The organism is Lacinutrix sp. YIN62 (assembly GCF_057219185.1).
Genome location: NZ_JBXVVH010000012.1, coordinates 19,146 through 42,646, shown reverse-complemented (window position 1 = coordinate 42,646; position 23,501 = coordinate 19,146). Strand labels below are relative to the sequence as shown.

Here is a 23,501-nt window from a genome sequence, read left to right as displayed (position 1 = left end):
TAAAATTATCTACAGAACCCCAGCAAGGACTTCGTTCAAATAGATTGCATTTATTTAATAAACAGACTTTATTCACAATTAAAGTTTATCTCAAATAACCTTTAAAACAAAATTAAGTCGCTTAGCAAACACAACTATTAATTATAAATTAACTTAATTAAAAAAATATGAAATCACAATTTATATTGATTATGAGTTTACTCATGGTCACAATAGGAATGTCTCAAGAGGCAAACCCTTGGAAAAAAACAAGCAATAAAAGTAGTGTTCTCGAAAAAAATAAGACGAATCTACCTATTAAAAATTTATACAATTTAGACCTTACAGTATTAAAAGCACAAATAAAATCAGCCACATTATATACTAAATCCTCGAAAAATACGGGACTTATAATGCAATTCCCGAATGGTAAAGGAGAAATGAAAACATATCGTGTGTATGAAGCTCCTACTATGAGCCCTAAACTTTCCGCTAAATTCCCTTCTATAAAATCTTATAAAGGGATTCAGGTTGATGGAGAGGCTACCATTAGATTTAGCATCGCTCCAGATGGCTTTCATGGAATGACTACTGCCCCTGGAAAACCAATGAGTTTAATAGATCCTTATAATATAAATAATTCGACATACTCTTCTTATTTAAAAAAGAACTTAGGTAACAAACCCGATTTTATTTGTTCTGTAGAAGGTATTGAATCTAATAATAAAAAAAGAACCAATACACAACAAAGAGAACTTGATAACGATATGCTTAGGACTTACCGTTTAGCAGTAACAGCAACCAGCCGTTACACTAATAGAATCAACTTAATGAATGGAACTGGAGGCTTAAATACAAGTGACGCTGTAAGAAGAGCTGTAACAATGGCAAGTATTAATACACAAATTACACGAGTTAACGGCGTGTACGAAAATGACCTTTCTATACACTTTGAATTAGTAGATAATAATGATCAACTTATTGAACTTAGTCCAGGTATACAAAGCGGCGGTGGTCCATCAGCTTTCAATCTTTCTGGTCAAACGTTTATTAACAACACTATAGGTAATCAAAATTACGATATTGGACATATCTTTGATTCAGATGGTGTTGGCGGACAAGTTAATCGTCTTGGGAGTGTTTGCGACACCGATTTTAAAGGCGCTGCTTTTTCAAGTTTCCAAGGTCAACAAGATTACCCTTTTTTTGCAATTGACTATGTCGCTCATGAAATAGGGCATCAATTTGGCGCCAATCACACCCAAAACAATGGAAACCCTAGTTCTCTTTTTAGTCAAAATTGCCAAAGAAATGATCAAACATCGGTGGAACCTGGTAGTGGATCTACTATTATGGGATACGCTGGCATCTGCAACCCTGATGTGCAACCAAATAGTGACTCCTATTTTAATGTGATAAATATTCAAGAAATAATGGCTTTTGTTAATACTATAGGTTGCGCTACATTAACCCCTACAGGAAATGCAACAGCACCAGACGCTGAAGTGAGATTCCCTAATAGAACCATTCCAGCCTCAACACCTTTCATTCTTTCTGCACGAGAAGGTAGTAATGACAGTTCAACGACTTACACCTTTGAGCAAATGAATAACGAAGTGGCGCCTATGCCTCCACAAGACACCTCTGTAAATGGACCTGCCTTTAGATCTGTATCTCCATCGTCTTCTAGATTCCGCTTTATGCCTAATTTAGAAACTGTAATAGCTGGGAATACTGCTAATCAATGGGAAGTACTTCCCTCTGTTTCTAGAGAATTAGATTTTAGATTAACAGTAAGAGATAACGATCCAAATGGAGGGCGAACTACTTTTGCAGATACTAAGGTTACTGTTAATGCTGATGCTGGACCATTTAGAATAACCTCTCAAAATCCAGATTTAATTCTTGAAAGCGATCAAGTTTTCTGGAGAGCAGGAAATACAGAAACCATTACTTGGGATGTAGCTGGTACTACTGGAAATGGAATTAATACTGCAAATGTTAATATTTTTTTAATACAAAATGGAGACTTTGAAAACAGGATAATTTTAGCTGACAGAACCCCTAATGATGGATCTCAAGATATTACAGTACCATTTAATGATGGTGAAAACTATAGAGTTATGGTACAAGGGCGTGGACATATTTTCTTTGACCTTTCTGATAGAGACATTAGAATTGCTTCCGATTTTTGTGAGCCCTTAACTCAAAATATCATCTTGAATGGAGAACAAAGATCATCGTTTATAAATAAAGTAGAATTAGGGGATATCAATAACTCAACCGAGAATGATGGTTATACTTTTTATAATACGATTACAACCAATGTTACTAAAGGAGTAGAACAATCTTTTAAAGTTAATTTAACAGGCGTTATACAATCATTTTATAGAGTCTTAGTTTATATAGATTTAAATGCTGACGGCATTTTAGATGACAGTCCTAATGCGGGTAATGAATTAATCTTCACAGGTACTCCAGAACCCAATAATGGTGAAGTTACTGGAAGCTTCACAATACCCTTCTCAACTGAAAACGGAGCTATTCGTATGCGAATTGTAACCGATATAAGAGGAGAAGCTCCTTCAGCATGTGGCTTTCCTACTAATTTTTCTCAGGACAATAGACTAAATGAAGTTGAAGATTATAACATTACTATTGTAGACCCTACGGCAGCACGAGAACTAAGCAATATTACTTATACAAAGGCTTTAAATAGTGATTTAAAAATATACCCTATTCCTGCTCAAAATAACTTAACGATTGAAACACCGTTAAAAAACATGAAATATAATCTATATACAATAGCTGGGCAAAAAATAGGATCTGGTGTTATTGAAGGTCGTCAAAAAAACATAGATGTTAGCAGTTTAAACCCATCATTGTATATTATAGAATTTACCAATGATACCAAAACCATTATAAAGAAATTTGTAAAAGAATAATCAGATTTCCACAAAAATTACAATCAATTTGAATTGAACCTTGCAAAAACTAGAATAGAACTTTGATGTAACAGCTTAAATTAATGTTACTGAATCAACAAATTAAAGGTAGTAATTTAAAATTACTACCTTTTTTATTTTATTCTCTTATATTTAAAACCTAATTAAGCTACCGTTATAATAGTTTAAAAAAACCAAATCCTACTTCTTTAATAGAAGTAGGATTTTGGTCCCTAACTAAACTAACCGATTATTTCTTTTTTACTCAATAAGAAATAATTCTATTTTCAAAAAATGACATTTTAAAAATTTATGCTATTATTTTAACTAATTTCTCTAAGATATTATAATGTCATTTTGTTATATATACGCATTAAAATTAGTTTTGGATTTTAATCTTTTAAAATTATAGTTTTTTTGCTTCTTCCCAAACAACATTCATCTCTGCAAGCGTCATATCTTTTAATGCTTTGTTCTTTTTTTTAGCGTTATTTTCCAAATATTGAAAGCGTTTTATAAACTTCTTATTTGTACGTTCCAAAGCATTTTCAGGATTAATCTTTAAAAATCGTGCATAGTTTACCATAGAAAACAGAACATCTCCAAATTCATCCTCCATTGCATCTTTATTTCCGTTATCTATTTCGGTTTTGAATTCTTCCAATTCCTCCTCTACTTTTTCCCATACTTGTTCTGGTTTTTCCCAATCGAAACCAACACCTGCAACCTTATCTTGTATTCTACTTGCTTTTACAAGAGCGGGTAAACTTTTAGGCACACCTTCTAACACGCTCTGTTTTCCTTCTTTAAGTTTGAGTTTCTCCCAATTCTGCTTAACCTCTTCCTCATCTACGACTTTTACGTCTCCATAAATATGAGGATGTCTATATTTTAGTTTATCACAAATACTATTACAAACATCAGCGATATCAAAACTATTGGTTTCACTACCAATCTTCGCATAAAAAACAAGATGTAGCATTAAATCACCAAGTTCTTTTTTCACCTCCTCTAAATCATTATCTAAAATAGCATCTCCAAGCTCATAAGTTTCCTCTATAGTTAAATGTCTTAGGCTTTCCATAGTTTGCTTTTTATCCCAAGGACACTGCGCTCTCAACTCATCCATAATGGTTAATAAACGATCAAAGGCTCGCAATTGATTAGCTCTAGTACTCATAATTCACTGTTGTTTTAATTAAAACACAATGGCTTGTGTTTTGTTTTATTTACTATTCACTTTTAATCTTATAGGCAAAAGATATACAGAAGCTACCTTTAATTCAAAAAAAATCCAGCGCTAAGGCTGGATTTTTTATAATATTAAGGCATTCAATACTATTTTTCTTCTTCCTCTTCTGAAACAACGGTTTCTTCAAGATTTAATAAATCGTTTTTTTGAAGCATATTATACCACTGTAATACTTTTTTAATATCACTAGCATACACTCTATCTTCATCATAATCTGGTAACACCTCTAAAAAATACGCCTCCAATTTACCTTTACCATCTTTATGACTTATGCGCGTTTGCCCACCTTCTTCCTTAGTTTCTATTTTTTTAAACACCGCTCTTAAAGGCACTTCTTCAGTTAAGGTATAAATAGCGATCTCACTTAAGATACTAACATTTTGCTGTATTCCAACAGAAATCTTACGGTTATCTAATAAAGATTCGGCTACAAAACCTGCTCTAGTTTGTGTTACTAATTTATATAACCCAGGTTTCCCTGCTATCGCCAATATTTTATCTAATCCCATATCTATTATTTTTAAGGATGACAAATATCTTGTGTTCACCCCTTTTAAACAAATTTTATCGTTTCTTTTTTTGGTTTGGGAAACGCATTCTATAATCTATTTTTACTTTTCCCTTAGAAATACTTGTTAACTTACTTTTTATCAAGCGCTTTTTTAACGCAGATAACTTATCTGTAAACAACACACCTTCAATATGGTCGTACTCATGCTGAACAACACGCGCTGCTAATCCATCCAATTCCATGATCTGTTTTTTAAAATCGGCGTCGTAATATTCTATTTTAATTTTGGGTTTCCTAAAAACGTCTTCCCTTACATCAGGAATACTTAAACACCCTTCATTAAAAGCCCATTCTTCTCCACTCTCTTCTAATATTGTTGGATTTATAAATGTATGTTTAAATGTTTCTAAGAACGTTCTTTCCTCTTGTTCCAAAGCTTCATCTTCTGCAAAAGGAGACGTGTCGATTACAAACATACGTATTGCTAAGCCTATTTGAGGAGCTGCAATTCCCAAGCCATAAGCCTCATACATAGTCTCATACATATTCGCTATTAACTCCTTTAAATTAGGATAGTCTTTTGTTATCTCTTTGGCCTTTTGTTTTAAAACAGGATCGCCGTAAGCGACAATTGGTAATATCATTTAAATTATAATTTATATATTGTACAGGTAACTTTGTAAAATTATGGTGGCACTAATTTCATCTACCAATGCCTTATTTTGCCTTTGCTTTTTCTTTAGGCCGCCTTCAATCATACTTTGCATTGCTATTTTTGACGTAAAACGCTCATCGATACGCTTTATAGGTATCTGTGGAAAAAAAGTTCTTAACTGACTAACAAATGGTGCTATTAACGCTTCACTTTCACTAACTTGATTATTCATTTGTTTTGGAGCACCTACCAAAAACAATTCTACAGTTTCTTTACGAGTATAGTCTTTCAAAAAATCCAACAAATTATTAGTTGATACAGTCGTAAGTCCCGAAGCTATAATTTGCATATCATCAGTAACAGCAATGCCTGTTCTTACTTTACCATAATCTATTGCCAAAATTTGAGCCATTATTAGTTTTTGTGCAAATTTAAGGTTTAATTAGTAGATAGTTAAATATTATGTCAAATTATAAATTGAAACTATATTTGCGTGAGGGAATTAGATCGTATGCCACCTGTTTATACATAGCATTAACTGTTTTATGTTTATGGTGATTTTGCTCATTTTTTTTGAATTGTTTTTGCGTTACATTATTTAATAAATGTAATTCACAAACACCTCTCATTTTAAAAGAAAGCCATGGAGTAAGCCTTATAGTAATCTGCCCTAATAAATTATGTAATAACAATAATACATCCCTTAAAAGGAAAAAGTTTTTTTATGAAAGAATTACAGCAAACTATTGAAAACGCTTGGAACGACAGAACTTTATTGAATAATGAATCAACTACAACCGCCATTAGGGAAGTTGTACGCTTACTAGATGAAGGTACGCTTCGTGTGGCAGAACCCACCAATAACGGATGGCAAGTAAATGAATGGGTTAAGAAAGCCGTCGTTTTATATTTTCCAATTCAAAAAATGAAAACGCTAGAGGTTGGTATTTTTGAATTCCATGATAAGATCCCTTTAAAAAAAGGATATAAAGAAAAAGGAATTCGTGTAGTCCCTCATGCCGTTGCTAGACATGGCGCTTATATTTCGTCTGGCACCATCTTAATGCCAAGCTATGTAAACATTGGCGCTTATGTAGACGAAGGTACTATGGTAGATACCTGGGCTACTGTTGGTAGTTGTGCTCAAATTGGTAAAAATGTACACTTATCTGGAGGTGTAGGTATTGGCGGTGTTTTAGAACCCTTACAAGCAGCACCTGTTATTATTGAAGACAACGCTTTTATTGGCTCGCGTTGCATTGTTGTAGAAGGGATACGTGTTGAAACCGAAGCTGTTCTTGGGGCAAATGTAGTCTTAACCGCATCTACAAAAATCATAGATGTTACTGGTGAAGAACCTATAGAAATGAAAGGCTATATTCCTGCACGTTCGGTGGTAATCCCTGGAAGTTACACAAAGTCTTTCCCTGCGGGAAATTACAATGTTCCCTGTGCTTTAATTATTGGCAAACGTAAAGAAAGCACTAATAAAAAGACTTCTTTAAACGATGCGCTACGTGAACATAATGTCGCAGTATAGATAAATTTTAAATGATCATCAGTCGCAGTTTTTTACTTTGCCTCTTAAAAGGCTTTATACCTGCGACTGATAATAGATATTATTTATTTTTTTTCAGATACTTACGTTTAAAACGTTTTTTTCTATTTGCTCGTAATTTAAAGCTTTTTGAAGACTCTAATAACATTCTATAGACCTCATCAAAAGGCTCTTTACTTATTCTAGCATATTCTTCTGCAATTATCCTTATCATTTTCTTAGACAACCACAAACGTTTTAAATTTTCCATTCGCTTTTGTAAACTCATAGCTTCAAAACGCATCCTATTTAAATCTATAAGATAGAAATCGTACCCTTGCTCTTTTTTAACGATTAACGTATTCCCTGGCGAATGATCTAAAAAATTCACATTGTTTTTATGGAGCTTGTACGTAAAAGCTGTGAACTGCTTTAAAATAACATCACGCTCCTCATACAGGGGATTATGAATCAAAACTCTAAAATCAAGATCATAATCGATGTGCTTGCTTATATAATAACTAGTTTTAAGACCTATAGCAGATGTATTTTCCATATAAGCTATTGGAAAAGGTGTTAAAACACCTACTTCGGTTAATCGTTTAGCATACTCAAAAGAACGTTTTGCTTTTGATTTTCTAACATTTTTATACACAAAACTATTAAAAGCTTTAGGTGTTTTAAATGCCTTTACGTTTACAACTTCATCATCGACCTTAAAACTTTTTATAATGTTTCGGTCTCCTTTTGTAACATATTTCCCTTCGGTTTCGAAATGTGTAACACACTTCAATAGTTCTGTTTTTAAATGTTTGTATTTGGGGTGAATGTGTACGGTACTCATAGAATCCATCTGTTATTTATCAAATATATGTGAAATTAAATTTTAATAAAAGCTGAAAAAATAATATTTTGCATTTTAATAGATCAAACAAACCTAAAAATTCTCTTTATCTAGGGAAATTGAATATGAAAAACATTCTAGTTATACAAAACAAACGTATTGGAGATGTACTTATAGCTTCAGTAATTGCTAAAAACATGAAAGCAATATACCCTAATAGTTGTATTGATTACTTAGTATATGATTACACCACTGGTGTTATAGAGAACAACCCCAATATAAACAATATCATTGTAATAAACGATAAAGAATTAAAAAAAATCGGAAATCTTTTTACTTTAATAAAAACTTTAAAAAAAAGAAAATACGATATCATATTTGACCCTTATGCTAAACTTCAAAGTCGATTAATTTGCTTATTTTCTAAAGCGCCTATTCGAATTGGCTTTAAAAAGAGAGAAAAAAATCCACCTTTACCTTTTTATACACACAACATTCCTTTTTTAGAAAAAAAATCAAACATTTGCGGAAAAGCTATTGAAGATCGCGTGAATATGGTGAAATCTGTTTTTGATTGCTCAAATATAGCTATAGATTACACTCCTAAGATAAGTTTAACAAAAACCGAAAAACAATACAACAAACTAGATCAGTACGATACCCCTGTTATTATGCTAGGTGTTTTAGGTAGTACACCTCAAAAATCAATGCCTTATGAATATATCGCTAAAATTATAAATGATATAACCAATAACTATGACGTTAAGGTACTTTTCAATTATGCCCCTCACCAAAAAGAAGAAGCTTTAAAAATATACAAACAATGTATAAACAAAAATAATATTGTTATCGACATCTATGAAGATAGTATTCGTGGTTTCATTAAATTAATGAATAAATGTACTTTACTAATTGCGAATGAAGGCGGAATAATACACATAGCAAAGGCTTTAAACAAACCAACTTTTACAATATTTTCACCTTATATATTAAAAGAACATTGGGCTAGTTTTGAAGATGGCACAACACATAATTCAATACATTTATTAGAAGAAAAACCAAATTTATTTTCTACTGAAAAGCAGGTGCGCCGTAAAATTGAAGACGACCCTTCTTATATGTATAAACAATTAACTCCAGAGTTGATCTTACCTAAACTGAATGCTTTTTTAGCATATCATCTAAAAAAATAACTCACTCAAAAATGTTTAATTTGATAAGTCCTAGACGAATTCTCTACCTCTAAAATTATAATATAAAAGACTTTTATTAAAGTTTTAAGTATATTCTTAGTCACCACCTTGAGATTTTAATTTCTCAATACCATAAGGTGTTTTTATAACCTTTTTATTTTTAGTATTTCGTCTAATCGCTAGATTTCTTTCTAAGGACTCCTTTGTTTTGTATCCTCTTGGATGTTCTAAATGCAAACAAATTGCCTTATAACGAATTTGCTTTGTCTTAACCCCTAAATTAACTAAACGCTCCCCAAGCTCTCTATCTGGCCCTCCATATTGCATACGCTCATCGTAACCATTAATGGCTAATAAATCATCCTTCCAAGCGCTAGAATTACAATTATTAAAAGTAGCACCAGTAGGTGTAATAGCATCTAATAAACCTGCCAATTTATTACCAACACTTAACTTTAATTGTTGCTTTTTACCTAAGACACCTTGTTGTTTTAGCCATTTCGGATTAAAACAGCGGCCTGCTTCTATATCCTTTAATGTTATCGCATCACTAGTAGGCTTATCTAACTTACAATAACCTCCTGATAGAAAGACCCCTTTTTCAGCATACTTGGCATGTGTAGATACAAAATCTGGTCGCGCTATACAATCGCCATCTGTCATCAAAATATAATCATACTCTGTTTGGACAATACACTTATTCAACAATTCTTGTCTACGATACCCTTTATCCTCATGCCAAATATGACGTAACTTAACGGGATAATTCACCATAAAACGCTCTATTAACGTTCTAGTGGACTCCCGAGAACCATCATCTGCAACAATGACTTCAAAATTCTTGTAATCTTGAGTTTTATAACTCTCTAAGACTTTACTTAGATAATCTTCAGAATTATACGTACTCACAATTACTGATATAGGCAAATCGTTCATTTAAAACTATTTTTTCATTCCGCCAAAAAGGCAAGGAATCTTAATTTTTTATCATTTTTACTTACTATGCAAATGTACGCATATAAATTTATTCCGCAGTATTCTTGACTTTAGCGAAAGGCTCTTTAAATATAATTTCAATTCATTATTGGAAGTGCTAATAGCAGCAGATTCTATATTCTTAATCTCTTTTTTCCACCCAGAGACATTACAAACGACTAGGCCTTCTTGATTTTTTAAATCTAAACCATTTTCGCGCAACCAATTAATATTAAAACAGTGAGCATTATAAATAACAGCTTTAGTTATTTTCTTAGGTTTATGAAATAATACAGATTCTCCATTTACAAAATAGCCTTCTTCTCGCAATTTTACATGTTGTTCTACAAAATCCTTTCGAGGCAATACATTGGCATTAGAGAAAATAAAATAATTAGTGTGGCAATTATGTAACATTGCTTCTAGAGTTGTTAAATGCACATCAAAAAATACCTCTTTAGCAATCGTTGCAACGTTTTCCTTTAAATCCTCTGAAAGGCGTTCTACAACCATCACAATTTCAAACAAACGATAGGTTTGATTGTTGTATCCATGCAATACAGTTTTAAGATATTCAAAACCGTTTAAACCAGAAAGTATTACTGTAGTGTCTATTTTTGTCATACAGTAAACAAAGATAAAGTTTTTTAGTAAGTTTGTAACTACAAATTATTATGACAAAACTCACTGTAATCATCCCCACCTTCAATGAAGCGCTTTACTTAAAAGATGCGCTATATTCTGTTGAATTTGCCGATGAAATTATCGTTATAGACTCTTTAAGTACCGACAACACTGTTGAAATCGCTAAGTCGTTTGGTTGCAAAGTATTGTCTAGAAAATTTGACAACTTTTCAAATCAAAAAAACCACGCATTACAATACGCTACTGGCAAATGGGTTTTATTTATAGATGGTGATGAACGCATTCCTTATGTGTTAAAACAAGAAATTTTAGAAGCTATAGGTTCTGGAAAACACAGCGGTTATAAACTTAACTTTCCTCATTTTTATATGAATAGATTCTTATATCACCATAGTGACAATGTTACGCGACTAGTCATTAGAGAAGCCTGTCGTTTTGAAGGCAGTGTTCATGAGAAACTTATTATAAATGGCTCTATAGGAAAGCTAAAAAACCCTGTATTGCATTACACCTATAAAGGTTTGATGCATTACATTGGAAAAAAAGACAACTACGCTTGGTTTCAAGCAGAACAAATGCTAAAAAAAGGAAAGAAAGCGACATATTTCCACTTAGCCTTTAAACCTTTCTATCGCTTTTTTAGTAGCTATATACTACGTCGTGGGTTTTTAGATGGCATTCCTGGACTAACTATGGCTACTATAAATGCTTATGGAGTGTTCTCGCGCTATGTAAAATTAATCTTGCTACAAAAGGGTATTAAATAAGCCCTTATTTTTTTAGTTTGTACAAGCCCTTATAATACCCGCATTAAAACGAGGCTTTTCCTTTTTTTATTTTTTTCTTAAAAGTATTCAAGTCATCTTCGCCTTTAACATCTATACGTTCTACTTCATAATTAATTGTTTTTAAAAGGAAATTTATTTCCCCTGTTCCCTATTCGTAAGTCATAGGCTATTCTATTTACATTTAACAAATTAAAAACACCATTTGCAGCTTCCCCATTCGAGAATACTTCCCTTAAGGATAAGCCAATGTATTACTTACGTTTAAATTATGCTCCACAATAAACGCCTTACATTTAATAAAATCTATTTACAAGTCGTCCTTAGACATTTCATTATAGTGGTTATGAGCAAAAGAATATAATCCGTGTTCTACCCTTTTTGGATCTAAAAACTGTAGTTAAGAAACACTCATAGCAGCTTCTGTTCCTACATTCCAATCGTCTACACCTCCCACATACTGAAACGGAATATAAAAACAAGCCTTTAATCCATATTGTTGTAACAAAGGCTAGGCATATTTGAATTGATTCACATATACATCATAAAATACACTAATTACAGTTTTATATAAAAATCTTCTAGAGACTTAAACTTATATAAATTATTAAAATGCAATATCCCCATACCGCTCCTCTAACTTTTATCTAAAAATTGTAACCCATTACTATTTTCAGTATCTGGTAACTTTGCCATTTACTATGGTAGCATATATTGAAATGTTGGTTTTTACTATAAACAACCAGGCATCTATATTTATTAATTCACTCTTTTTTAAATGAGTTTCATTATTTTTGACACAAATATAACAAGGGTATCTTAATTTTTTTTAATAAAAACCAGGTTCTATAAATGATTAGCGCAGTAGCAATAACTTATAACGAAGAAATACACATTGAAAGCTATATAAAAAGCTTATCCTTTGCTGATGAAATCATAATTGTAGATTCATTTAGTACGGACAAAACAATTGAACTGGCTAAAAATTACGACGTAAAGATCATTCAACACCCCTTCGAAAATTTTTCAAAACAAAAAAACTTTGCAATCGATCAAGCAAGTCACAACTGGGTTGTTTTCTTCGATCTTGATGAAGACATTCCAAAGCCTTTAGCCGAAGAAATTATAGCAACCGTTAATACTAATAATCCATTGAAAGCCTATAAAGTTAAACGACACTATCATTTCATGGGAAAACGCATTAAGTACAGTGGTTTTCAAACAGACGTTTCTGTAAGATTGTTTGACAAGAGGTATTGTAGATATAATGACAATCCTGTACACGAATCTATAGAAACTCAAGAAACAGTTGGAATGCTAAAACAGGCTTTAAATCATCAAACCTATAAATCGTTTGATAATTACAACCAAAAGCTAAGTCATTACAGTAAATTACAAGCAAAAGCATTATACAAAAAAAATGTAAGACCAAATCTATACCACTTATTATTTAGACCATGGTATCGTTTTATGCATCAATATTTTTTCCGCTTAGGATTCCTAGATGGTAAAGAAGGTTTTATAATATGCTATGTACATGCCTTTTCGGTATACAAACGGTATATTCAACTTTGGGCTATGTATAGAAATATTGAATAAAAAAACTACGTCCTTATAACTTAGGAAAAATTAATTGCGAATACCCCATCAAACACAATAGATGAAAAACGTTTTTTTAGAATCTCACAATATAAAGAATCCAAACAATGGTTTTGGTCAATTTAACTACCATTTAATTAAAGGGTTGTACCACGCCAATATTCTAGATTTTAAAATAACTTTACATGCCAAAAATACGGCTGTTTTAAAAGAAGAGTTCGGTAATTATTTTAATTATAAGACTTACAAGTCCATCTCAAGGCAACCGCTATTTAGAATTAGAAAAAAATATAACATTTGGCACTCACTAAATCAAAACATTAAAATAGAACCTAACTACAACATTCCTTATATGTTAACGGTTCATGATGTAAACTTTATAGATGAAGTGTCTAATGATTTAAATCATAAAACCAATCAGCGTTTTATAAAAAAATTAAACAGAAGTAACGCAATTACCTACATATCTGAGTACGCAAAAGCATCTACGCATAAATATTTTGACGTTCCTAAAGTTCCTGAATACGTTATATATAACGGTAATCCTATTCGAGAATTACTAGATACTAAAAGCATTTCCATAAAACCACAAACAAATCGTCCTTATCTGTTCTTTATTGGCGCATTAAATGAACGTAAAAATGTGCATGTATTAATAGAAATGTTAGAATTATTACCTGATTTTGACTTGATACTTGCGGGGAATAACTCTAGCAATTATGCCAAGGTAAAATTAGCCCAAACCATTATTAACACAAAAACAAAAAACCGGGTTCACCTAATAGGAACTATAAGTGATATAGAAAAGCAATATTATTTAAAAAACTGTGCCGCCTTTGTATTCCCATCTTTATTAGAAGGGTTTGGAATTCCGCCTATTGAAGCGATGCGTTTTGGAAAGCCTATATTCTTATCTAATTTAACATCACTTCCTGAAATTGGAGGTAAACACGCTTTTTATTGGGAGCATTTTGACCCTGAATACATGAAAGCCATTTTCGAAAACGGGATGCATGCTTATGAGACAAACAAAGAAACATATAAACGTGCTTACATAGAACGAGCCACCAGTTTTAATTGGGATGCTACTGCTTTAGAATACATTAAGGCTTATAAAAAACTATTGTCCTAATTCAAAAACAAATTTCATACATCAATCCTATTAACAAAAAAATGGAAAACGAAATTATAAATGCATTAGAGACCCTAAAAAAAGGAGGACTCATTCTTTATCCCACAGATACCGTATGGGGCATTGGTTGTGATGCAACAAACGCCAAAGCTGTTCAAAAAATATATCTGTTAAAACAAAGGGCCGAATCCAAAACAATGATTTGTTTAGTAAACAATTTTGGAATGCTAGAAAAACATGTTGATAATGTTCCAAACGTGGCATATAATATCATAGAATTAGCAGTAAAACCAACAACCCTTATTTACGATAATCCTGCTGGAATTGCTGAAAATTTAATTGCAAACGACAATACTTTAGGCATACGAATAGTACAACATGATTTTTGTAAAAAATTAATACGAAAACTAAAAAGACCATTAGTGTCGACCTCAGCAAACATTACAGGAAATCCTACACCCAAATCATTTAAAGAAATAGATCAAGCCATTTTAAAAGGTGTGGATTATGTCGTAAATTTGCAAAGCGAAAAAAACGGGGGGACCCCTTCAGCAATTATTAAAGTAAGTAATAATGGAGGCATAAAGATTATTCGCGAGTAAGTTGGTTATAATACAATGAATTACAAAAACGCATTACAAAACGATATATTCAAAATTATTTCTAAATCTGCAGCAGAACTTTCATTAGACTGTTATGTTATAGGTGGCTTTGTTAGAGATCACATATTACAACGTGGTAACGCTAAAGATATTGATATTGTTGCTATTGGTAGCGGTATAGCACTTGCAAAGCAAGTTGCAAAAAACATTCCTAATAAACCAAAAGTTCAGGTTTTTAAAACCTATGGCACAGCAATGTTACGTTACAATGATATTGAAATCGAATTTGTTGGTGCCAGAAAAGAATCCTATAAGACAGACAGTAGAAATCCTATCGTTGAAAACGGAACATTACAAGACGATCAAAACCGACGTGATTTTAGCATCAATGCATTAGCCTTAGATTTATCCGAATCTAACTTTGGTGACCTGCTTGACCCTTTTAACGGTGTTGAAGATTTAACTCATAAAATAATTCGTACACCATTAGACCCAGATATTACCTATAGCGATGATCCATTAAGAATGATGAGAGCCATTCGTTTTGCCTCACAATTAGGATTTATCATAGCTAAAGAGTCCCTTAATGCCATTACCAGAAATAGCAACCGTATTAAAATAATTACCAAAGAACGTATCGTTGTTGAGTTAAATAAAATATTAGAAAGTAAAACACCATCTATTGGTTTTCTTTTATTAGAAGAAACAGGGCTATTACAATATATTTTGCCAGAATTAACCGCCCTAAAAGGGATAGACGAAATTGAAGGTCAAAAACATAAAGATAATTTTTACCACACGTTAGAAGTTGTTGATAATATTTCAATACACACCAATAATGTCTGGCTACGCTGGGCTGCTTTATTACATGATATAGGCAAAGCGCCAACCAAAAAATTCAGTAAAAAAGTAGGCTGGACTTTTCATTCACACGAATTTGAAGGTTCTAAAATGGTATACCGTTTATTCAAGAGGTTAAAAATGCCGCTTAATGATAAAATGAAATTTGTTCAAAAACTGGTATTTATGAGCTCTCGCCCTATTGTATTGGCTCAAGATATTGTTTCCGATTCGGCAGTACGAAGATTGGTTTTTGATGCAGGAGAATATGTTGATGATCTAATGCTGCTTTGTGAAGCAGATATTACAACAAAAAACCCAAGAAAATTCAACAAATACCACAACAATTTTAAAATTGTAAGACAAAAAATAATTGAAGTAGAAGCAAAAGACAGTATTCGTAATTTTCAACCACCAGTCTCTGGAGAAGAAATAATGAAAACATTTAATTTAAAACCTTCTCGTGAGATTGGGCTGATAAAAGAAGCCATAAAAGAAGCTATTTTAGAAGGCGATATCCCTAACGAACATGAAGCTGCTTTTAATTTAATGCTAAAAAAAGGAAAAGCTTTAGGTTTAACAGTTTCTAATTAACCTCTCAATACTTTAAACAAAAAAAAGCTAATTTTAAATCTTTCACTAGCACCGCTATTTAAATAAATACTATTTTATAAGTTTAACCAAATTACAAAAAATTAAAAGCGGCACATTCAAGCCCCAAAATTACAACTAACCTTCTTTTTAGCTAAAGAAAAAAGCAAACCCTTCAAAAAAAATAATAACGATGAAAAAAGACAATAAAAAAGTGATTTACTGGCTACTAACAGGTTGTTTATTAATCTTTATTATGGTTGTTGTGGGAGGCATTACTAGGCTTACACATTCTGGCTTGTCCATTTCCAATTACAAATTAATTTCTGGAACGATCCCTCCAATGAATGACACAGAATGGCATACCGCATTTGATTTATACAAACAATACCCTGAATACAAAAAACTAAATAGTGATTTTACATTACAAGATTTTAAAGATATTTATTTTTGGGAATGGTTGCATCGTGTGATAGGCCGTTTTATTGGCTTAGTTTTTTTCCTTCCTTTCTTATACTTTTTAATTACAAAACAACTCTCTAAAGCCACCATTAAAAAAGCAGCTATTTTATTAGGATTAGGCGCTTTCCAAGGGTTTTTAGGTTGGTATATGGTAAAAAGCGGTTTAGTTGATAGACCAGACGTAAGTCATTACAGGTTAGCAGCTCACTTAACAACCGCATTTATAACCTTTGCCTATACCTTTTGGGTTGCGCTAGATCTAATATTTCCAAACAGAAAACAAGTCAATAAAAAACTTAGAACAATTATCCGATTTGGAATGGCTGTTCTTTTACTTCAAATTATTTACGGCGCTTTTGTTGCGGGTTTAGATGCTGGTTTTATTCATAACCATTGGCCAATGATGAATGAAGGTCATTTTATACATGAAACCGTATATATAGAACAAACACCTGTATACAAGAACTTTATTGAAGGCAGAAGTGGCGTACAATTTACACACCGTATACTAGCCTATCTCGTCGTATTATTAATTGGCTATATATGGTACAACACAAGAAAAATAGTTCTAACTCCTCTTCAAACCAAAGCCGTAAATAGTTTATTAGGCTTAGTTGGGTTACAATTTTTATTAGGGGTTTTAACTTTAATTTTCGCTGTACCAGTTTGGTTAGGTGTTGCCCATCAAGTTGGCGCTTTTTTCTTATTAAGCGCTATGACATTTACGCTACATCGGTTTAGTAAGTAATTGAAAAACGCTTATATTTGTAGTCTTAACTTTTCACAATGATTTACAGATTTAGAGTCATTCTTGACAATGATACCGAAGAAGATATTTTTCGCGATATAGAGATTAGAGAAACCGATACTCTTGAAGATTTACACAATACCATAACACAATCCTTTGGTTTTGATGGCACAGAGATGGCCTCTTTTTATATATGCGACGACGCATGGAATCAAGGAGAGGAAATTTCACTGTTCGATATGAGCGAGGGAATAAATCAAGTTCGTTTAATGAACGAAACACCATTAGATGATACTGTTCATGAAGCACAAACAAAACTCATATACGTTTACGATTTTTTAAACATGTGGACTTTTTATGTTGAACTAGCCGAAATTGCTGAAGAAAATGAAGGTGTAGACTACCCGAATTTAATGTTTGTACAAGGACAGGTTCCCGAAAATGCCCCTGAAAAAATGTTTGAAGCCGATAAAACTGATGACTTTAATGAATTAGATGATGACTTTAATTTAGACGATTATGATAATTTAGATTTTAATGAAAACTGGAATTAATAATCGGTCTTAATTTAAAATACATAACTTAAAAAAACACATACTCTTTTTGTATGTATTTATACAATCCCATTATACTTAATAATGGGATTTTCACTTTCCTTCTATTCTTTTAAACAATCCAGATTATATTAATTGATTCCATTCACGCATTCCATTCTTACAATAATCACTTACAGAAAACATCCGTTTATTAGTCTAAAGTCAAAGCTTAAGTATTTATAACAACACTAGTCGCAATAATTCTAGTATTGCGCATACAAAACAACTGCTTCCCTTATATTTAATTTGCCTTTACCTTAACCGCTAAACATTTAAAATTAAAACTTACTTTTAATTTTGTAACAAATACGGTTACGTATCGTCTTACTTTAAATCAATCAAAATACTTTTATCTTGGAAACCATTCTTACAATTAATAATCTCACAAAAAAATACGGTTACTTAACAGCTGTAAAAGATTTATCATTTACCATAAAAAAAGGTAACGTTTATGGTATTTTAGGGCCAAATGGAAGTGGAAAATCAACCACTTTAGGCATCGCTCTTAATGTCGTTAATAAAACCTCTGGAGATTTCCAATGGTTTGATGGAGACATTACAACCCACAATGCTTTAAAAAAGGTTGGAGCCATTATTGAACGCCCCAACTTCTACCCTTATATGACGGCTTACAAAAATCTGAAATTAGTATGTAAGATCAAAGGAATTGATGATTCAAAAATAGATGAAAAACTCCAAGTCGTGGGCTTACTGGAAAGGAAAGACAGCAAGTTTAAAACGTTTTCTTTGGGAATGAAACAACGTCTAGCCATTGCCTCCGCATTGTTAAATGATCCAGAAATTTTGATTCTGGATGAACCTACCAATGGTTTAGATCCGCAAGGTATTCATCAAATTAGAGAAATTATTAGAAATATTGCGAGTAATGGTACGACTATTTTATTAGCATCACATTTATTAGACGAAGTCGAAAAAGTGTGTTCACATGTTGTGGTGCTTAGAAAAGGAGAAAAACTATATTCTGGCCGTGTAGATGAGATGATTTCAAGTCATGGTTTTTTTGAATTAAAATGTGATGATGATGCTAAATTAATATCCTTTTTAAAAAAGCACGCATCTATAACAGAGATTAAAACAGAAGAACATTTAATTACAGCATTCTTAAACACACCAATGTCTGCCTCAGATTTCAACAAACAACTTGTAGAGCAAGGCATTTACCTCTCTCATTTGGTAATGAGAAAAGAAAGCTTAGAAGAACAGTTTCTTCAACTTACAGACAACCATAAATAAGAATCATCAATCAAAAACCAATCAAAATAATGTTACGACTTTTAAATATAGAATTCATAAAACTATGGAATAATAGAGCCAGTAAAGTATTAATACTGGCCTACTTCATTCTATTAACCTCTATTGCGCTTATTGCTTCAATTAAATTTGATATAGGGCCTATAAAGTTCCATTTAGCCGAACAAGGCATCTTTAACTTTCCATACATCTGGCATTTCAATACGTTTATTGCTTCATTATTAAAATTCTTTTTAGCGATAGTCATCGTATCTATGATGGCAAATGAATATAGCAACAAGACTATAAAACAAAACTTAATTGATGGTTTAAGTAAAAAAGAATTTATACTCTCCAAGTTTATAACCGTAGCTGTTTTTGCTTTAATTTCAACACTTTTCGTCTTTATAGTATCCCTCTTTCTTGGTTATGGTTTTTCAAGTATAACAGAAACTTATCACGTCTTTTCTGATTTGGAATATTTACTTGCTTTCTTTATAAAATTAGTAGGATTCTTTTCATTCTGTTTATTCATAGGGATACTAATAAAACGTTCTGCTTTTGCATTAGGCTTCCTATTTGTATGGTATGTTATTGAAAAAATAGCATATGGTTTAATTACATTTCAATTTGAAAGCACTAAAGACATTGCTGGATATATTACTCAATTTTTCCCATTAGAATCTATGTCCAACCTAATCAAAGAACCTTTTTCCAGGTTAGGAGCAGTAAAAGAGGTCGCAAATCAAATTGGAGAACAATTCAATTTCGATTATGCTGTACATTGGTATCAAATTGCAATTGTTTTGGCTTGGACTGCCATTTTTATATTCTTTTCATACAAGTTGTTAGAAAAACGTGATCTCTAAGTTTTGTTTATTTAAACATTGCTTTTTGGCTACGCGTTAATAAAAAGTGTAGATTTTATAATATATTTGATAACAGCTGGCTATTGCTATTAAATATGAAAAAAATATTATCTACACTAACCCTATTATGTGTTTTACTTGCTTTTCCCCAACAAGAAGCAGCGAACTGGTACTTTGGAAATAATGCTGGGTTAAATTTTAATACAGACACAGGTGCTGTTAATTCACTAACTAATGGAAACTTAGCTACCGTAGAAGGTTGTGCAACAATATCTGATCCTTCTGGAAACTTAGTATTGTATACTGATGGTACTACCGTATATAACGCTAATCATCAACCAATGTCTAATGCCAACACCACGCCCCCTTCTAACGCCCTTCTGGGAGATGAATCTAGCTCTCAATCGGCTATAGTCGTTCCAAAACCAGGAAACCCTAACATCTACTATATTTTTACAGTAGGCTCCAATCAAACCCAAACAGGTTTAAATTATTCTGAAGTCGACCTCACCTTAAATGGCGGCTTGGGAGATGTAACTTTTAATAAAAATATTCCACTACTCGACAAATGTTCCGAAAAAATCTCTGCTGTTTTAAAGGATTGTATAACAGGTAGTATTTGGGTTATTGCGTTTTCCAATGCCACAGGAAGCAATGCGAGTTCTATGAATTCTTTTCACGCGTTTGAAGTTAGTAATACAGGCGTTAATACAAACGCAGTAGTTTCAACCTTTAGCAATTTATCCATATCAGATTCCAGAGGGAATTTAAAATTTTCTCCAAGTGGTACTAAATTAGCTTGTGCTAATGTTAGTTCTGGGTTATTCATTGCCGATTTTGAAAAACAAACTGGAATCGTAAGTAATATAGAAACACTTTCTATCGCTACCCAAAACAGTAATAGGTCTTACGGAGTAGAATTTTCACCCAATAGCCAATTATTATATGTTACGAGCTCTAATGATTATTTCAATCAAACCGACCCGTCTCAAAATGAAAATCCATCAAACCATCAAACTTCATTAATTCAATATAATTTAGAAGCCCCAAACATTTCAAATAGTCAAATAATCATCGATGAGAGGCAACTATATAGAGGCGGCTTACAATTAGGGCCTAACGGTAAAATATATCGTGCATTAAGCATTACTTATGACCAAGGCTTACCTAATTTAGGAGCTATAAACAATCCCAATGAAATAGGAACGGCTTGCAATTATGAGCATTCAGCAATAAACCTATCCAACAAACGCTCTAGACAAGGCTTACCTCCGTTTATACAATCGTTTTTCTCACAACAAATCGACATTATACAAAATGGCATAAGCGCTATTAATTTATCCTTATGCACAGGAGACACCTACACGCTTATGGCAGAAAATATGCCAGGAGCAACTTATAGTTGGTATATGGATGGAAACCTATTGCCTGAGACAAATTTTAATTTAGAAATCTCTGCTCCAGGCGTGTACAATGTTGAAATACTACTTAACAATGGTAATTGTGGTAGTTTAGAAGGAATGGCTACAGTAAATTATTTTGATATTCCTATAGCCTCCCAGCCCAATAATCTTTCCGTTTGTGATGATAATAATGACGGGGTTTCCGAATTTGATCTCACAATGCAAACCAATGCGATATTAAATGGACAAGCCCCATCGCAGTATACTGTAACGTATTTTTCATCGATGATAGATGCTAATACAAATCAAAATGCTATCATAGGAGATTTTCAAAACCTTACAAACCCACAAACCATATATGCTCGAATCGAAAATTCAAATTTTGAAGGTTGCTATGATCTCACCAGTTTTGAGATTCAAGTTTTTGGGATTTCGAACACAGCCAACAACATAACAAATTTCAATTTTTGTGATGCCACTGACAATACAATGGATGGTGTCGCAGCAATAAACCTTCCGCTACTAAACACAGATATTTTAGGAACAATAGACCCCACCTTAGTCACTATATCGTACCATAATTCGCAAAATGATGCAAATAACAATATAAATCCTTTACCTGATTTATACACGAATCTAACTCCGTTTTCTGAAACCCTTTTTGTTAGAATAGAAAACAAAACCTTTACAGATTGTTTTTCTGCCTACGCTATATTATTAAACATAAATCCTACCCCAGAAGCTTTTAATGGAAATTTATATCAATGTGATGTAAACGATAATATAGATGGTCTAACCACTTTTAATCTAACAGAAGCAAATGAATTATTAACAGGGAATACACCTAACCGTACCACACAATTCTATTTGTCGCTAAACCATGCTCAGAATAATATAAACCCACTCAATGCAATGGCTTACAACAACACATCAAACCCTCAAACTATTTTTGTTAGGGTTACCAATAATATAACAGGCTGTGTAAACTATAGTCAATTAACACTAGAAGTAAGCGCAACTCAAATAAATGATTACATCGCTCCAGCAGTTTGTGACACCCTGAACTCCGAGGATGGTATACATACCTTTAACCTCAACGCTTTTTCTTCAGACATTTTAAACGGACTGCCTAATACTTTAAGTTTAAACTACTACGCATCTTATAATGACGCCTTATTAGAACTAAATCCATTAAGTAATAATTACAGTAATACCACGCCATACTCTCAAACCATTTTCGTTAGAGCAGAAAACAACAATGCATGTTATGGCATAAGCGAAGTATTACTAACCATAAACCCACTACCACTTCTAGAAAATGATGACACGCTTTATTATTGCTTAAATGACTTTCCTTCAACTATAACTTTAGATGCCCTCTCCTTAGGCACATCAAATAATTACTCATACAACTGGTCTAATAATGCAACTTCGCCAACGATAAACGTTAACGAAACTGGCGTATATACTGTTACAGTAACCAACAACTTAACAGGTTGCTCTAAGACACGAACAATTACAGTAGAAGCATCTAATATCGCTTCAATTGAAAATATAGAAATTATAGACGGTAGTTTAAATACGAATCAAATTACTGTTTTAGTTTCTGGGGAAGGTGAGTATCAATATGCATTAACAAGTCAAGCAGGGAACAGTACACCCTATCAATCTATTCCTATTTTTATTCAAGTAAAACCAGGAATATATACCGTATCCATAAGGGATATAAAAAATTATTGTGGTATAATAGATACGATGATTTCTGTTATAGGCTTTCCATTGTATTTTACCCCAAATGAAGACGGTTACAATGATACTTGGCAGATTTATGGAGCCTCTTCTGTATTTCAAGCCAATAGTATCGTTTCTATTTTTGACCGTTATGGCAAACTTATCACCCAAATGAAAGCTTCTAGCAAAGGCTGGGATGGCACTTTAAACGGAGCGCCTTTACCTAGTAATGACTATTGGTTTTCTATAACACTAAAAAATGGAAAAACATATAAAGACCATTTTACCTTAAAACGATAATCTAAATAATAGTAGTTCTAAAAAAAAGCCTCAAAAGATTAAAAAACAATTATACT

20 protein-coding genes are annotated in these 23,501 nt (G+C 32.5%); 13 read left to right on the top strand and 7 right to left on the bottom strand.

Features of this window, described 5'->3' with window-relative positions; genetic code table 11:
• Positions 1–167 precede the first annotated feature (167 nt).
• Positions 168–2,924, top strand: a complete 2,757-nt coding sequence (locus AC2D8I_RS09555) for a reprolysin-like metallopeptidase (protein WP_484705776.1) — start codon at positions 168–170, stop codon at positions 2,922–2,924.
• Between the two features lie 406 nt (positions 2,925–3,330).
• Here AC2D8I_RS09555 and mazG read toward each other — a convergent pair whose 3' ends face one another.
• The 4 genes from mazG to ruvX form a co-directional block, all read right to left on the bottom strand.
• The gene (gene mazG / locus AC2D8I_RS09550; protein WP_484705775.1) at positions 3,331–4,104 is read right to left on the bottom strand and encodes a nucleoside triphosphate pyrophosphohydrolase; all 774 of its coding nucleotides are present in this window, start codon (positions 4,102–4,104) and stop codon (positions 3,331–3,333) included.
• 158 nt (positions 4,105–4,262) lie between these two features.
• Positions 4,263–4,685: a DUF5606 family protein gene (locus tag AC2D8I_RS09545; RefSeq protein WP_484705774.1), complete on the bottom strand. Its 423-nt coding sequence runs from the start codon at positions 4,683–4,685 to the stop codon at positions 4,263–4,265.
• A gap of 55 nt (positions 4,686–4,740) precedes the next feature.
• Positions 4,741–5,331 (bottom strand): peptide deformylase, encoded by a 591-nt coding sequence (gene def, locus AC2D8I_RS09540; RefSeq protein ID WP_484705773.1) that lies wholly within the window; start codon positions 5,329–5,331, stop codon positions 4,741–4,743.
• 12 nt (positions 5,332–5,343) lie between these two features.
• On the bottom strand, positions 5,344–5,754 hold the full coding sequence (gene ruvX / locus AC2D8I_RS09535; protein WP_484705772.1) for a Holliday junction resolvase RuvX: 411 nt from the start codon (positions 5,752–5,754) through the stop codon (positions 5,344–5,346).
• Between the two features lie 312 nt (positions 5,755–6,066).
• Here ruvX and AC2D8I_RS09530 point away from each other — a divergent pair, with 312 nt between their 5' ends.
• Complete coding sequence (locus AC2D8I_RS09530; RefSeq protein WP_484705771.1) at positions 6,067–6,882, top strand: 2,3,4,5-tetrahydropyridine-2,6-dicarboxylate N-succinyltransferase; 816 nt, start codon at positions 6,067–6,069, stop codon at positions 6,880–6,882.
• 79 nt (positions 6,883–6,961) lie between these two features.
• Here the strand turns inward: AC2D8I_RS09530 and AC2D8I_RS09525 are convergent, their stop codons facing one another.
• Positions 6,962–7,723, bottom strand: a complete 762-nt coding sequence (locus AC2D8I_RS09525) for a lipopolysaccharide kinase InaA family protein (RefSeq protein WP_484705770.1) — start codon at positions 7,721–7,723, stop codon at positions 6,962–6,964.
• A gap of 125 nt (positions 7,724–7,848) precedes the next feature.
• On the opposite strand from AC2D8I_RS09525, the gene AC2D8I_RS09520 reads away from it, so the two are divergent.
• Positions 7,849–8,916, top strand: a complete 1,068-nt coding sequence (locus tag AC2D8I_RS09520; protein ID WP_484705769.1) for a glycosyltransferase family 9 protein — start codon at positions 7,849–7,851, stop codon at positions 8,914–8,916.
• A gap of 96 nt (positions 8,917–9,012) precedes the next feature.
• Here the strand turns inward: AC2D8I_RS09520 and AC2D8I_RS09515 are convergent, their stop codons facing one another.
• Positions 9,013–9,852 carry a glycosyltransferase family 2 protein gene (locus AC2D8I_RS09515; RefSeq protein ID WP_484705768.1) on the bottom strand — a complete coding sequence of 280 codons (840 nt, stop codon included), beginning with the start codon at positions 9,850–9,852 and terminating at the stop codon, positions 9,013–9,015.
• A gap of 57 nt (positions 9,853–9,909) precedes the next feature.
• Positions 9,910–10,515, bottom strand: a complete 606-nt coding sequence (locus tag AC2D8I_RS09510; RefSeq protein ID WP_484705767.1) for a glycosyltransferase family protein — start codon at positions 10,513–10,515, stop codon at positions 9,910–9,912.
• Positions 10,516–10,565: 50 nt separating this feature from the next.
• On the opposite strand from AC2D8I_RS09510, the gene AC2D8I_RS09505 reads away from it, so the two are divergent.
• The 10 genes from AC2D8I_RS09505 (at position 10,566) to AC2D8I_RS09460 (ending at position 23,445) form a co-directional block, all read left to right on the top strand.
• Complete coding sequence (locus tag AC2D8I_RS09505) at positions 10,566–11,303, top strand: glycosyltransferase family 2 protein (RefSeq protein ID WP_484705766.1); 738 nt, start codon at positions 10,566–10,568, stop codon at positions 11,301–11,303.
• Between the two features lie 870 nt (positions 11,304–12,173).
• Positions 12,174–12,920, top strand: coding sequence for a glycosyltransferase family 2 protein (locus AC2D8I_RS09500; RefSeq protein WP_484705765.1), 747 nt, complete (start codon positions 12,174–12,176; stop codon positions 12,918–12,920).
• Between the two features lie 61 nt (positions 12,921–12,981).
• The gene (locus tag AC2D8I_RS09495; protein WP_484705764.1) at positions 12,982–14,052 is read left to right on the top strand and encodes a glycosyltransferase family 4 protein; all 1,071 of its coding nucleotides are present in this window, start codon (positions 12,982–12,984) and stop codon (positions 14,050–14,052) included.
• 41 nt (positions 14,053–14,093) lie between these two features.
• Positions 14,094–14,654 carry an L-threonylcarbamoyladenylate synthase gene (locus tag AC2D8I_RS09490; protein ID WP_484705763.1) on the top strand — a complete coding sequence of 187 codons (561 nt, stop codon included), beginning with the start codon at positions 14,094–14,096 and terminating at the stop codon, positions 14,652–14,654.
• Between the two features lie 15 nt (positions 14,655–14,669).
• Positions 14,670–16,088 (top strand): CCA tRNA nucleotidyltransferase, encoded by a 1,419-nt coding sequence (locus AC2D8I_RS09485; RefSeq protein ID WP_484705762.1) that lies wholly within the window; start codon positions 14,670–14,672, stop codon positions 16,086–16,088.
• A 190-nt stretch (positions 16,089–16,278) separates the two neighbouring features.
• A complete protein-coding gene (locus tag AC2D8I_RS09480; protein WP_484705761.1) occupies positions 16,279–17,295 on the top strand; it encodes a COX15/CtaA family protein in 1,017 nt (338 codons plus the stop codon).
• Between the two features lie 38 nt (positions 17,296–17,333).
• A complete protein-coding gene (locus AC2D8I_RS09475) occupies positions 17,334–17,849 on the top strand; it encodes an IS1096 element passenger TnpR family protein (RefSeq protein ID WP_484705760.1) in 516 nt (171 codons plus the stop codon).
• A gap of 396 nt (positions 17,850–18,245) precedes the next feature.
• On the top strand, positions 18,246–19,145 hold the full coding sequence (locus tag AC2D8I_RS09470; protein WP_484705759.1) for an ABC transporter ATP-binding protein: 900 nt from the start codon (positions 18,246–18,248) through the stop codon (positions 19,143–19,145).
• 29 nt (positions 19,146–19,174) lie between these two features.
• Positions 19,175–20,011: an ABC transporter permease gene (locus AC2D8I_RS09465; protein ID WP_484705758.1), complete on the top strand. Its 837-nt coding sequence runs from the start codon at positions 19,175–19,177 to the stop codon at positions 20,009–20,011.
• Positions 20,012–20,106: 95 nt separating this feature from the next.
• Positions 20,107–23,445, top strand: a complete 3,339-nt coding sequence (locus AC2D8I_RS09460) for a T9SS type B sorting domain-containing protein (RefSeq protein WP_484705757.1) — start codon at positions 20,107–20,109, stop codon at positions 23,443–23,445.
• The last annotated feature ends 56 nt before the right edge of the window (positions 23,446–23,501 follow it).

Excerpts from the sequence above, each read along its gene's own strand:
- AC2D8I_RS09555 (WP_484705776.1), top strand. The coding sequence starts at position 168 with ATGAAATCACAATTTATATTGATTATGAGTTTACTCATGGTCACAATA.
- mazG (WP_484705775.1), bottom strand. The coding sequence starts at position 4,104 with ATGAGTACTAGAGCTAATCAATTGCGAGCCTTTGATCGTTTATTAACC.
- AC2D8I_RS09545 (WP_484705774.1), bottom strand. The coding sequence starts at position 4,685 with ATGGGATTAGATAAAATATTGGCGATAGCAGGGAAACCTGGGTTATAT.
- def (WP_484705773.1), bottom strand. The coding sequence starts at position 5,331 with ATGATATTACCAATTGTCGCTTACGGCGATCCTGTTTTAAAACAAAAG.
- ruvX (WP_484705772.1), bottom strand. The coding sequence starts at position 5,754 with ATGGCTCAAATTTTGGCAATAGATTATGGTAAAGTAAGAACAGGCATT.
- AC2D8I_RS09530 (WP_484705771.1), top strand. The coding sequence starts at position 6,067 with ATGAAAGAATTACAGCAAACTATTGAAAACGCTTGGAACGACAGAACT.
- AC2D8I_RS09525 (WP_484705770.1), bottom strand. The coding sequence starts at position 7,723 with ATGAGTACCGTACACATTCACCCCAAATACAAACATTTAAAAACAGAA.
- AC2D8I_RS09520 (WP_484705769.1), top strand. The coding sequence starts at position 7,849 with ATGAAAAACATTCTAGTTATACAAAACAAACGTATTGGAGATGTACTT.
- AC2D8I_RS09515 (WP_484705768.1), bottom strand. The coding sequence starts at position 9,852 with ATGAACGATTTGCCTATATCAGTAATTGTGAGTACGTATAATTCTGAA.
- AC2D8I_RS09510 (WP_484705767.1), bottom strand. The coding sequence starts at position 10,515 with ATGACAAAAATAGACACTACAGTAATACTTTCTGGTTTAAACGGTTTT.
- AC2D8I_RS09505 (WP_484705766.1), top strand. The coding sequence starts at position 10,566 with ATGACAAAACTCACTGTAATCATCCCCACCTTCAATGAAGCGCTTTAC.
- AC2D8I_RS09500 (WP_484705765.1), top strand. The coding sequence starts at position 12,174 with ATGATTAGCGCAGTAGCAATAACTTATAACGAAGAAATACACATTGAA.
- AC2D8I_RS09495 (WP_484705764.1), top strand. The coding sequence starts at position 12,982 with ATGAAAAACGTTTTTTTAGAATCTCACAATATAAAGAATCCAAACAAT.
- AC2D8I_RS09490 (WP_484705763.1), top strand. The coding sequence starts at position 14,094 with ATGGAAAACGAAATTATAAATGCATTAGAGACCCTAAAAAAAGGAGGA.
- AC2D8I_RS09485 (WP_484705762.1), top strand. The coding sequence starts at position 14,670 with ATGAATTACAAAAACGCATTACAAAACGATATATTCAAAATTATTTCT.
- AC2D8I_RS09480 (WP_484705761.1), top strand. The coding sequence starts at position 16,279 with ATGAAAAAAGACAATAAAAAAGTGATTTACTGGCTACTAACAGGTTGT.
- AC2D8I_RS09475 (WP_484705760.1), top strand. The coding sequence starts at position 17,334 with ATGATTTACAGATTTAGAGTCATTCTTGACAATGATACCGAAGAAGAT.
- AC2D8I_RS09465 (WP_484705758.1), top strand. The coding sequence starts at position 19,175 with ATGTTACGACTTTTAAATATAGAATTCATAAAACTATGGAATAATAGA.
- AC2D8I_RS09460 (WP_484705757.1), top strand. The coding sequence starts at position 20,107 with ATGAAAAAAATATTATCTACACTAACCCTATTATGTGTTTTACTTGCT.